At 72.1% G+C, this 11,317-nt stretch carries 10 protein-coding genes and 1 tRNA gene; 6 read left to right on the forward strand and 5 right to left on the reverse strand.

Going from position 1 to position 11,317, the window contains the following annotated elements; all coding sequences use genetic code 11:
- Window positions 1-93: 93 nt before the first annotated feature.
- A tRNA-His gene (locus GU5_RS0109105) sits at window positions 94-166 on the reverse strand.
- 164 nt (window positions 167-330) lie between these two features.
- On the reverse strand, window positions 331-990 hold the full coding sequence (gene orn, locus GU5_RS14975) for an oligoribonuclease (RefSeq protein ID WP_010525275.1): 660 nt from the start codon (window positions 988-990) through the stop codon (window positions 331-333).
- A gap of 143 nt (window positions 991-1,133) precedes the next feature.
- Here orn and mptB (GU5_RS14980) point away from each other — a divergent pair, with 143 nt between their 5' ends.
- From mptB (GU5_RS14980) to GU5_RS0109130, 4 genes are read left to right on the forward strand one after another with little or no spacing between them, the layout of a single operon-like run.
- Window positions 1,134-2,801, forward strand: coding sequence for a polyprenol phosphomannose-dependent alpha 1,6 mannosyltransferase MptB (gene mptB, locus GU5_RS14980; RefSeq protein WP_010525276.1), 1,668 nt, complete (start codon window positions 1,134-1,136; stop codon window positions 2,799-2,801).
- Complete coding sequence (gene mptB / locus GU5_RS17370) at window positions 2,794-4,545, forward strand: polyprenol phosphomannose-dependent alpha 1,6 mannosyltransferase MptB (RefSeq protein ID WP_192807257.1); 1,752 nt, start codon at window positions 2,794-2,796, stop codon at window positions 4,543-4,545. Before mptB (GU5_RS14980) ends, mptB (GU5_RS17370) begins: the two co-directional genes overlap by 8 nt.
- The gene (locus tag GU5_RS17375) at window positions 4,542-5,960 is read left to right on the forward strand and encodes a glycosyltransferase family 87 protein (protein ID WP_010525278.1); all 1,419 of its coding nucleotides are present in this window, start codon (window positions 4,542-4,544) and stop codon (window positions 5,958-5,960) included. Before mptB (GU5_RS17370) ends, GU5_RS17375 begins: the two co-directional genes overlap by 4 nt.
- A gap of 46 nt (window positions 5,961-6,006) precedes the next feature.
- Window positions 6,007-6,879, forward strand: coding sequence for an SOS response-associated peptidase (locus GU5_RS0109130; protein ID WP_083830446.1), 873 nt, complete (start codon window positions 6,007-6,009; stop codon window positions 6,877-6,879).
- Between the two features lie 24 nt (window positions 6,880-6,903).
- Here the strand turns inward: GU5_RS0109130 and GU5_RS17640 are convergent, their stop codons facing one another.
- The gene (locus GU5_RS17640) at window positions 6,904-7,203 is read right to left on the reverse strand and encodes a DUF6226 family protein (protein WP_237704706.1); all 300 of its coding nucleotides are present in this window, start codon (window positions 7,201-7,203) and stop codon (window positions 6,904-6,906) included.
- Between the two features lie 128 nt (window positions 7,204-7,331).
- On the opposite strand from GU5_RS17640, the gene GU5_RS14995 reads away from it, so the two are divergent.
- A complete protein-coding gene (locus GU5_RS14995; RefSeq protein ID WP_010525280.1) occupies window positions 7,332-8,303 on the forward strand; it encodes an AEC family transporter in 972 nt (323 codons plus the stop codon).
- 28 nt (window positions 8,304-8,331) lie between these two features.
- On the opposite strand, the gene GU5_RS0109140 is transcribed toward GU5_RS14995, so the two are convergent.
- Complete coding sequence (locus tag GU5_RS0109140; protein ID WP_010525281.1) at window positions 8,332-8,763, reverse strand: VOC family protein; 432 nt, start codon at window positions 8,761-8,763, stop codon at window positions 8,332-8,334.
- A gap of 64 nt (window positions 8,764-8,827) precedes the next feature.
- Entirely contained in the window at window positions 8,828-10,012 is a 1,185-nt protein-coding gene (locus GU5_RS0109145) for an SGNH/GDSL hydrolase family protein (RefSeq protein ID WP_010525282.1), read from the reverse strand.
- A 94-nt stretch (window positions 10,013-10,106) separates the two neighbouring features.
- On the opposite strand from GU5_RS0109145, the gene chrA reads away from it, so the two are divergent.
- The coding region (gene chrA / locus GU5_RS0109150; protein WP_010525283.1) for a chromate efflux transporter at window positions 10,107-11,317 on the forward strand (1,211 nt) is incomplete at its 3' end.

Raw genomic sequence — 11,317 nt, forward strand, 5'->3', positions numbered from 1 at the left:
GCTCGAGACGGCGGCGCCGGGCTCGGGATGGGCCGTCGGACAGCAGTGGGGCCCATGCCTCCGATCGAAAGCATGGGCCCCACAGATCATCCGGGTGAGCGACGGGATTCGAACCCGCGACCCTCGCGACCACAACGCGATGCTCTACCGACTGAGCTACGCCCACCACGACTGCGGACTATTCCGCATTCGTCGTGCTCTCCGCAGGTCCCGGTGTTGCCCCGGGCTGTCGAACAGCAGATGACAGTCTACACACATCCGGCCGGCGATGAGACATCGAGACCCGCCCGGAGCGGGTGTGACGTCCGCCTCATCGCCTCCGGGCAGGTGTCAGTCCCGGCGGAAGATCGTCGCCCGGTAGTGCCTCAGCTCCTCGATCGAGTCGCGGATGTCGCCCAGCGCGCGATGATTGCCGGTCTTCTCCGGCGCGTCCCCGCGGGCCTGCGGGTACCAGCGCGAGGCCAGCTCCTTGATCGTGGAGACGTCGATGATCCTGTAGTGCAGATGGTCGACCAGGTCCGGCATGGCCAGGCGCAGGAAGGCCTTGTCCGCGTGGACCGAGTTGCCGGCCAGGGGAGCGACGCCGGCCTCCGGGACCCAGGCGCGCACGTAGTCGAGCACGCGGCGCTGGGCCTCGTCGACGGTCAGGCCGGAGTCCAGCTCATCCAGCAGGCCCGAGGAGTCGTGCATCCGCCGCACGAAGTCGCCCATCGACTCGAGGGCGCCGTCCTCGGGGCGGATCACGACGTCGACGCCGTCGCCGAGGATGTTCAGCTCCGTGTCGGTCACCAGGGCGGCCACCTCCAGCAGCACGTCGGAGTCGGGATCGAGCCCGGTCATCTCGCAGTCGATCCAGACCATGCGCCCGGTCCAGTCGCCGGCGGCGCTGGAGCCGGAGGGCCGGGTGCCGGGAGCTGCTCCGGAGGCGGTCTCGATCGCAGCGGCGGTCGTCGCGGAGGGAGTCGTCGGTGTCGTCTCTGAGGAAGTCACGGGTCGAGTCTATCGAGGAGCCCGCTCCGGAGGCACCGGACCGTCGGCCGCCGTCGGACCGTCGACTCGAACCCCGCCAGCACGCGGATCCGCGCCCGCAGGGCACCCCGGCGGCGCGAACCTCCGGTGGTATCTTCGGGGGGATGACCGAGCAGGCCGCCGCCGACGATCCCGCTTCCCGGACGCCGAGACCCGGCGGTCGGTTCCACGAGGTGCTCTCCCGCATCCAGGAGTTCGGCCGCACCGAGCACCGCCCGCGCAGTCCCCGCGGACCGATCGTGGAGGGGATGCTGGGTTCGCTGCTGGTGCTGCTGGGCTCCCTCGGCGTCGGCTGGCTGGTCGCGATCTCTGCGGTCGCCCGGCTGGACTGGGTGATCCTGCTCCGCACCGAGCCGGTCGGTGTGATCACCTCGACGGTGGCGCTCACCCTGGGCTGCTGGGTGATGTTCCGCGCCTGGCTGCGTCTCGGGCGAGCGCTGGAGGGCTTCGGCGGGAGAAGCCTGCGCACCGTCACGGTGGCCGCGGGACTCTGGTCGCTTCCCCAGCTGGTCGCCGCCCCGATCTTCTCCCGCGACGTCTTCGCCTATCTGGGCCAGGGGAGGCTGGTGCTCGCCGGGCGCGACCCCTATGAGACCGGCGTCTCCTCGGTGGCGAACTGGTTCCAGCTGGGCACCGACATCCTCTGGGCGGAGTCCGAGACGCCCTATGGCCCGATCTTCCTGTGGCTGGAGGCCGCAGTGATGCGGCTGACCGGCGACGACGTCGACCTGGCCATCCTGCTCTTCCGTGCCGCCTGTGTGCTCGGCGTCGTGCTGATCATGGTGTGCGTGCCGCCGTTGGCCCGGATGCACGGCGTCGACCCGGCGCGGGCCCAGTGGATCACCGTCGCGAACCCGCTGCTGATCGTCAGCTTCATCTCCTCGGCGCACAACGACGCGCTGATGGTCGGCCTCGCCCTCGCGGGGGTCTGGGCCGCCGCCCGCGGCCGCGGCGTCGTCGCCACGCTGCTGGTGGTGCTCTCGATCGGGATCAAGCCCATCACCATGGTGCTGCTGCCGTTCATCGGGCTGCTCTGGGCCGGTCCGGGCGCCTCCTGGCCGCGGCGCCTGGGGTACTGGACGATGACCGCCGGGCTGGCCGCCGCCGTGCTCGTCGCCGTCGGGTTCGTGCAGGGCTCGGGCTTCGGCTGGGTGACGGTGCTGGCCGGCACCGGCACCGGCAGCGTGTTCTGGTCGCCGATCGGCATCCTCGACACCGCGCTGAGCACCGTGCTGGATTCGCTGGGCCTGACCTCGTACTGGACGCTGGACACGCTGAAGCTCCTGGGCCGGCTGGTCTCGGTGGCGATCGTGATCGTGCTGATGATCCGCGGCTCGGAGCAGCACATCGTCCAGCGGATGATGTGGGCGCTGACCGCGCTGGTGGTCCTCTCGCCGATCATCCAGCCCTGGTATCTGCTGTGGCTGCTGCCGCTCTTCGCCGTCACCGGCATCCGCGGCGACTGGCAGTTCAAATGGGTGGTCTTCACCGTGGCCTTCTTCCTGGCCTTCGGCGCGATGGACCAGCTCTCCATCTGGAATTTCCTGCAGATGGACGGTCGGATGGCGGCGTTGTCGCTGACCATCTCGTGGTTCTGCATCGCCTGGATGGCGCTCGTCGACCGCGGCACCCGCTGGGTGCTGTTCCAGGGCTGGCGCAGCCGAGTACCGACGACGCAGCACGCGGCGGCGCCCGCGGCGGCGCGGCCGGCACAGACCGAGCGCCCCGAGAACTCCGCGGATTCCGGGGATTCCGGGGATGCTCATGCGTGAGTCCCGTCTCGGCCGTCTCGTGGTGGCCCTGCGCGAGCTGCTCGGCCGCCTGCCGGTGACGTCCTGGCTCATCGGCGGCGAGGAGGCGGCGGTCTCGCACACGCTGCGTCAGGGGCTGCTGGCGGCGCTGCTGATCATGGTCGGTTCCTGGGGCGTGGGCTGGCTGCCCATCACCCCGGATTCGCTGCTGGCGACCAGTCCGATGCTGCTGCCGCTGCGCACCACCACCGCCGGGGTGGTCACCTGCACCGTGCTGCTGGTGCTGGGCACGTTGCTGCTGGTGCGCTCCTGGCTGCGCCTGTCGCGCCGGGTGGGCGGCTGGACTCCGGAGGCCACCTCGACAGTGCGCACGGCGGTGTGGATGTGGTCGGCCCCGCTGCTGCTGACGCTGCCGATCATCTCCCGCGACGTCTATTCCTATCTGGCCCAGGGGCGAGTGCTGCAGAGCGGGATGAACCCCTACGAGACCGGCGTCTCGGAGCTGCCCGGCTGGTTCATGGAGGGCGCCGACGGCGTCTGGGCGCAGTCGCCTTCGCCCTACGGGCCGCTGTTCCTGCTCATCGCGCGCGGCATCTGGGTCCTCTCCGGCGGGATCCCGGAGATCGGCATCCTGTGCTTCCGGCTGCTGAGCCTCGCCGGAGTGCTGCTGATGGTCCATGTCATCCCGCGGCTGGCCCGCGCGATGGGCTCGCAGCCGGCCTGGGCGCTGTGGCTGTGCCTGCTGAACCCGCTGAGCCTGCTGGTGCTGCTGCCGGCGGCGCACAACGACGCGCCGATGATGGGGCTGGTCCTGCTGGGGCTGTGGTGGTCTCTGCGCCGCCGGAGGCTGGCGGCCATCGTGGTGCTCACCGCCGCAGTGGCGATCAAGCCCATCGCCGTGGTCGTGCTGCCCTTCGCGATGCTGCTGACTCTGCGGCGCACCGACTCCTACGCCCTGCGACTGCGTGAGTGGCTCGTCGCGGGGGCGGTCGCCGTCGCGCTGCTGCTGGCGGCCGGTCAGGCCCTCGGCGTCGGCCTGGGATGGGTGACCGCGGCGCTGACCGCCGGGTCGGCGATCACCCAGGCCGCACCGGTGGGGCTGCTCGGCGGCGCCGTCGGCTGGGCCGTCGCCGAGGCCGGCGGTCCCGAGGCCGACGCCGTCGCCTCGACGATCCACCTGGGCTTCCGCGTGCTCTCGGTGCTGCTGGTCGCGATGATGCTGCTCAGGCCGCGCCTCGGCAACCCGGTGCTCTGGGCGGGATACGCCGTCGCCCTGGTGGTGGCCTGCTCGTCGATCATCCAGCCCTGGTACCTGCTGTGGGTGCTGCCGCTGGTCGCCGTCGTCCACGTCCACCGGGGACGGCTGCTGATGCTGGTGACTCTGGTGCTCACCGTGGCGGTGCTGCTCTCGCTGGTCGGACAGCTCTCGGTCGCCCAGTGGATCGACACCGCCGCGGTGCAGACCATCGCCGTGCTCGTCGCACTGGCCTATCTGGGCTTCCTGGTGCTCATCGATCCCGGCACCGGCGAGCACTTCGACCTCTCCCGTCCCGCCCAGCGGTGGAACCTCGCCGAGGGCTGGACCTCGCTGCGCGCGCCGACGGTCCGCAGCCGCTCCTGGTCGAGGCAGGAGCTGGTGCCCGGAACAGTGCCCGGCACCGGTACCGGGACCGAGTCCGCCCGAGGATCGCCCCGCGACGGGCCGAGAGATCCGACCGGCCGCCCCCATCCCGCCGATCGCCCCAGCACGGAGGACACCAGGTGAGACGACCGTCCCAGAACCCCGCCGAGCACTCGTCCGAGGACGACCGCGGGCAGAGCCTCGGGGGCTCCGACCGCGCGACCGGCCCGGGACCGCTTCGGCTGCCCGGCGGCCGCCGCCTGCTGGCGCTGCTGCTGGCCGCCACCGTCGTCGGCGCCGCACTCTCGGTGCTGGCGGTGCAATGGTGCCGGATCAACGGCTGGGCCAGCCCCGACCAGCACGTGCACATGTGCTACTCCGACTTCTCGCTGCTGTTCACCGAGCGGGGGCTGGCCTCGGGGAACTTCCCGTTCGTCGACCCGGCGCCCGAAGGCCAGGTGATGGAGTATCCGGTGCTCATCGGCGTGGTCGCCGGCACGCTGGCCTCGCTGGTGCCGGGCACCGGCGAGGGCGCGGACCGGGTGCTGGCCTTCTACGACCTCAACCACGCCGCCGTCGTGCTCTGCTGGCTCGGCACTGTGCTGGCCACCGCCGCCTCGGCCGGACGCCGGCGCGGCGACGCGCTGCTGGTCGCACTGGCTCCCGGGATCATCCTGACGCTGTCGGTGAACTGGGACATGTGGGCGGTGTTCCTCGGGGCCCTGGCGCTGCTGCTCTTCGGCCGCTCGCGGCCGGTCTGGGCCGGGGTGCTGCTGGGACTGGGCACGGCGATGAAGCTGTATCCGCTGTTCTTCCTCGGCGCGATCCTGGTGCTGTGCCTGCGCACCGGGCGGCTGCGCTCGCTGGCGGCGGTCGTCGTCGGGGCCGCGAGCTCCTGGCTGGTGGTCAACCTGCCGTTCATGCTCACCGCCTTCGAGCAGTGGTCGACCTTCTACCGGTTCTCCTCCGAGCGCGAGGTCTCGTTCTCCTCGATGTGGCTGGCCTTCACCTGGCTGCCGCTGGACGGCGCGGGCTTCTCGCTGCTCTCCAACGGGCTGTTCCTGCTCTGCTGTCTGGGCATCGCCTGGCTGGGCCTCGCCGCGCCGACGCGTCCGCGCCTCGCGCAGTTGTGCTTCCTGATCGTCGCCTGCTTCATCCTGCTGGGCAAGGTCTATTCGCCGCAGTTCGTGATGTGGCTGATCCCGCTGGCGGTGCTCGCCCGCCCGAGGCTGCGCGGACTGCTGGCCTGGCAGGCCGTCGAGGTCTTCCACTGGGCGGCGGTGTGGCTGATGAGCGCGAAGATCACCTCCGGCGGTCAGTTCGGCGCCGGCCATCACCTCATCGAGATCGCCTACGGGCTGGGCATCATGCTGCACATGGCGGCGGTGATCCACCTGGTGGTCCAGGTGGTCTGTGAGATCCTGGAGCCGCAGCGCGACGTCGTCCGCGCCGGCGAGCCGCCGGAGTTCGACCCGCTGGCCGGCACCACCGCCGGCCGCGACGATCGGTTCACGCTGCCGGGGCGAGGAGCGCCGCTGCGCACGGGGCTGCGTTGGTGAGCGCCTCCGAGCACACGAGGACGACGGAGAGGGAGGCGGTGCGAGCATGTGCGGTCGATACGTGATGGCCCTGCGGGCCGGCGACCTGGTCGACGCGCTCTCGGCGGCCGGGCTCGACGATGTCGAGGTCCCGGCGCCGACGGCGATCCAGCAGTCCTGGAACATCGCCCCGACGGCGACGGTGCCGATCCTCGTCGAGCGGCTGGTCGAGGTCGACGACGCCGACGACGTCGAGGATGCCGGCGCTGACGGTTCGGCCGCCCCGGCGGCGACCCTCCGGGAGATCCACACCGCCCGCTGGGGACTGCTGCCGGGCTGGGCGGACTCGCTCTCCTTCAGCTCGAAGACCTTCAACGCCCGCTCGGAGACGGCGGCGAGCAAGCCCAGCTTCCGTTCGGCGGTGCGTCGGCGGCGCTGCGCCGTGCCGGCCCAGGGCTACTACGAGTGGCGGTCCTCCGTCGACGAGACCACCGGCAAGGTGGTCCGCACCCCGCACTACATCCGCCCGGCCGACGGCTCGGTGCTGCTCTTCGCCGGTCTCTACGAGTGGTGGCAGGACCCCGGGCTGGCCGCCGCCGGCGCCGACTCCTGGCTGCTGTCGACGACGATCCTCACCGGCCCTTCGCCCGAGCCCGGCGCCGACGACGTGGACGGCGACTCCGGTGACGGGGCCCAGACGCTGCGGACGCTGGCCGATCTGCACGAGCGGATCCCGCTGGCCATGGACGCCGAGACCGCCGCCGCCTGGATCGTCCCCGGCGAGCGGAGTCGGGAGGCGGCGACCGCCGACGTCGAACGACTGCGGGCCCGGGCCCACGACGTCGCCGCCGGCTGGACGGTCCACGAGGTCGGCCGCGCCGTCGGCGACGTCCGCCACGACTCCCCGGAGCTGGTCGAGCCGCCCGCCAGCCTGTTCTAGGGCGTGTCGTCTAGGGCGTGTTGATCACGACTCTTCAGCTGCGTGAGGCCAAGCGGCCCACCGTCCGGAGAGGCTCCGGAGGGTGGGAGCTGCGGCTCTGAGACGGTGAGAGGGGATGTGTCGTGCCCGCGATCGGCCCGATCTCGCGCCGTCAGGGTAGGCGAGCTCGTACGCGACCCAGGAGCGGAATCCGCGGTCGATGGTCTCTCGGTACTGTCCGGTGACGACTGCGAGCACCTGCTGTTCCAGTTCATCGGCTTCCGCGTCCCACGTGGAATCGCATGCGTCACACCCGCATGCCGGGTGGAGGAAGTCGTGGAGCAGACCGGCGCATCGAGCGGCGGCCGCACATAGGAGCTCATCTCCTCATCCTCCCGCAGCGGCGCAGAGCCGTCATCTCGTCCGAGATCTCCTGACGCGTCATGCCCGCCAGCCTGTTCTAGGATGGTCGGATGCTCGAGATGCTGACGACGATCGCACCGATGTTCATCGTGCTCGCCGTCGGGTTCCTGGCGGGCTTCGCCGCGCGCTTCCGTCAGGCCCAGTCCGGGCTCAACGCATTCGTCTTCTACTTCGGCCTGCCCTCCTTCGTCTTCTCGGCCGTGCTGGCCGCCCCACAGGCACAGGGCGTGCCGGTCGCCGCGATCCCGCTGGCGGCAGGAGTGACGCTGCTGCTCTCGCTGATCACCTATGCCGTGACGCGGAGCATGGGACCGCGGGCGGCCCCCGGCGCGGCGCCGACGTCGTTGGCGGCGACCTTCGGCAACGTGGGCTACTTCGGCATCCCCATCACGCTCAGCACCGTCGGGCCGGAGGCCGCCCTGGCCGCCGGAGTGCTGCACCTGACGCACAACATGATCTACATGACCGGGTACCCGGTGGTGCGCACGGCGGCGACCGGGGCGGCGGGGCCGGACGGATTCCGCGCGGCCTGGCGCCGTCAGCTCTGGCCGATCGTGCGCAAGGCGGTGCTGCTGAACCCGGTCGCGCTGTCCATGGCCGCGGCGCTGGCGGTGGTGCTCACCCCGCTGTCCGTGCCGGAGATGCTCTCCGAGAGCGTGGCGATGGTCGGCGACACCGCAGTCCCTGTGGCGCTGTTCGCCGTCGGACTGGCCATGCACCCAGCCCTGGAGGGCGTGCGCTCGGGCGGAGTGTCCAAGCGTGCCATCACGTTGGGCACCTCGGTGAAGATCCTCGTGCTGCCGCTGGCCACCTGGCTGGCGGTGCTGCCGCTGACCGACCATCTCGGACCCGTCTGGGCCGCGGCCCTGGTGCTGATGGCCGCGATGCCCTCGTCGACGACGGTGTTCGTCTTCTCCGAGGAGTACGACGGCGACGGGCGGCTCGCCGCGGCGATCCTGGTGGCGGGCACGCTGGCCTCGATCGTCACGATCCCGCTGGCGGCCGAATTCCTGCTGCCCTGATGTGCGCCGCCGCTTCCCGGGGCCGGCCTCAGGACAGTCGCTGCGCCAGCATCACCAGGATGTCGCTCGGGCCGCGGAGATACGTCAGCCGGAAGAGGTCCTGGTAGGTGGCGACCCCGCGCAGCGGGCGGCATCCGTGGCGGGCGGCGATCTCCAGGGCCTCGTCCAGGTCGTCGACGGAGAAGGCCACCCGGTGCATGCCGATCTGGTGGGGCCGGACCGGCGCCGCCTCGATCGCCGGGGGATGGATCTGCTCCATGAGCTCCAGCCGGCCCGTCTCGTCGGGCGTCTGCAGCATCGCGATCCGGGCATGGTTGCCGTCGAGACCCACGGCGGTGTCCGCCCAGGCGCCGTGGACGGTGTCCCGGCCGATCACGGTGAGGCCGAGGTCGGTGAAGAAGGCGACGGCGGCGTCGAGATCAGCGACGGCGATGCCGACGTTCTCCAGTGCGATGGCCATGGGCGGCAGGCTACTGGGACGTGCCGCAGAGGGCCAGGGTCGATCCGCCGACGCGGCCTCCGGCTCAGCTCGCCCGCACTGTCCGGGCCGTCTCGTCCAGCACGGCGCGCAGCGGCCCGTCGGCGGCACGCTCGCCGATGAGCCGGTGCGTCGCAGTGTCCGGATGCAGCGCATCGGGCAGCGGATGGGTATTCGCATCCTCGGCGCCGTAGAGCGCGGGGCCCTCGACCAGGTGCAGATGCGGGTCTTCGGCGGCGCGTTCGGCGGCGATGCGGGCGAGCTCCTCGCGGATGATCGTCAGCGTCAGCCGTCCGGCGGCCACCTCCGCCGGATGGCCGGTCGCCCGGGCGAGGGACCGCGGCCCGCCGCCGTCGTCGACCTGCTCGATATCCACCGGGCCGGGGGTGTGCTCATGGATGCCGCACCAGATCGGCGTCATCAGCAGCAGCGGCGTCTCCGGGTGGCCGTCGCGGATCGTGTCGAGGAACCCGTGGACGGCCGGGGCGAAGCTGCGCAGCCGGAAGGTGTCGCCGTTGACGATGTTGATGCCCAGCTTCACCGAGAGCAGATCCGCCGGAAGGTCCCGGATGGCACGGGCAGTGTACTGGTCCATCATCGCCTGTCCGGCGAAGCCCAGATTCACCAGATCCAGCCCGGCGCGGCGGGCGGCGACGGCGGGCCAGGCATGCGCCGCCCCGACGGCGACGGCGCCGTGGCTGATCGAGCTGCCGTGGTGGACCCAGCGCAGTCCGTCCTCGGGCGCCGGCTCCACGGGCGCGTCGCTGTGCACCGCGATGAGCTCGGTGGGCTCCTCGGCGGGCAGCCAGACCTCGACGAGCCGTTCGCCGTCGAGCAGCCGCCCGCTGGGGCAGGCCGCCGCGACGTCGACGAGCCAGTCCTGCGCCGCGCCGGCCCTCGCCGGCTCGGCGACCGGCTGGGCGATCAGCTCGCCGTCGGCCAGGACGTCATAGACCTGGGCGGGGCGCAGCGGGTCCTCATGGACAGTCCGGTCCAGCGGCATCACCTGCAGCAGCAGCCGGTCGGCGGCGGTGCGCATCCGCAGCCGCACGCCGGAGGGGTCGGCGACGACCTTCGCGGCGCCGTCGTCGTGGATCTGCCGGCGGGCTCGCTCGGGCAGCCGCCACGGGCGCAGCCCGCGCTCGCCGGCCGTCAGCTCGACCGCTCCATGGACCAGATCCGCCGTGACGGGGAAGGACTGCAGCGAGGTGTCGTCGAGCATGTCACGCATGCGCTCCACTCTACGGCGGAGCACCCCGGTGCGAGCCCTGCACCACAGCAGATGTTCACCCCTCGTTCACCCGATGCGGGCAGGATCGACGCCGATGCCATCTCCTCCCGTCGACGCCGCGAGTCCGCCCCGACCGCCCGGCCGCGCCCTCGACGTGCTGCTGGTCTTCCTGCGCCTGGGCCTGACCTCCTTCGGCGGACCCGTGGCGCATCTGGCCTACTTCCGCGAGGCCTTCGTGGTCCGCCGCGGCTGGCTCTCCGAGCGCGCCTACGCCGATCTCGTCGCCCTCTGCCAGTTCCTGCCGGGCCCGGCCTCCAGCCAGGTCGGGATGGCCCTGGGCCTGCAGCGGGCCGGATTCCGCGGCATGGTCGCCGCCTGGGCGGCCTTCACGCTGCCCTCGGCAGTGCTGCTGCTCGCCGTCGCCCAGGGCATCGCGCTCGCCGGCGATCTCTCGGAGGCCGGATGGGTGTCCGGGCTGAAGGCCGCCGCCGTCGCCGTGGTCGCCCATGCGGTGCTCGGCATGGCCCGGGCCCACGCTCCGGATCCGCGCCGGGCGACGATCGCCGCGGCCGGGATGATTCTGGTGCTGCTGATCCCGCATCCGGCCGCGCAGATCGGCGTCATCGTCCTCGCCGGGCTCGCCGGACTGCTCCTGCTGCCCGACGACGACGCCCCGGCCCCAGCCGAGGACGCCTTCGCCGTGCGCATCCGCGGCCGTGTCGCCGCCGCGGCACTGACGGCCTTCGGACTGCTGCTGGTCGGGCTGCCCGCTCTCGCCGCCGCGCTCGCGGACACCGCCGCCGGTCCGACGGCGACGCTGGTCGACCTCTTCTACCGCGCCGGGGCGCTGGTCTTCGGCGGCGGGCATGTGGTGCTGCCGCTGCTGCGGGGCGAGACCGTGGGCGCCGGCCTGGTGGACCAGGACACCTTCCTCGCCGGCTACGGCGCCGCGCAGGCGGTGCCCGGTCCGCTGTTCACCGTCTCCTCGTTCCTCGGCGCCTCGGCCACCAGCGGCCCGAGCGGCGCCCTGGGCGCGACGATCGCTCTGCTGGCGATCTTCCTGCCGGCCGGACTGCTCGTCGTCGGCACGCTGCCCTTCTGGGAGGCGCTGCGGAGTGCCCCACGGGTGCGAAGGTCGCTGCGCGGAGTGAACGCCGGCGTCGTGGGTCTGCTCGCCGCCGCGCTGTACACCCCGGTGTTCACCGCCGGAGTGCTGGCCTCCGGCACGGGAGCGCTGGTGATCGCCGTGGCGGGATTCGTCGCGCTCTCCGCCTGGCGCGCTCCGGCCTGGGCAGTCGTCCTCGC

The sequence above is a fragment of the Nesterenkonia sp. F genome (assembly GCF_000220985.1).
In the GTDB taxonomy this organism is placed as follows: Bacteria; Actinomycetota; Actinomycetes; order Actinomycetales; family Micrococcaceae; genus Nesterenkonia.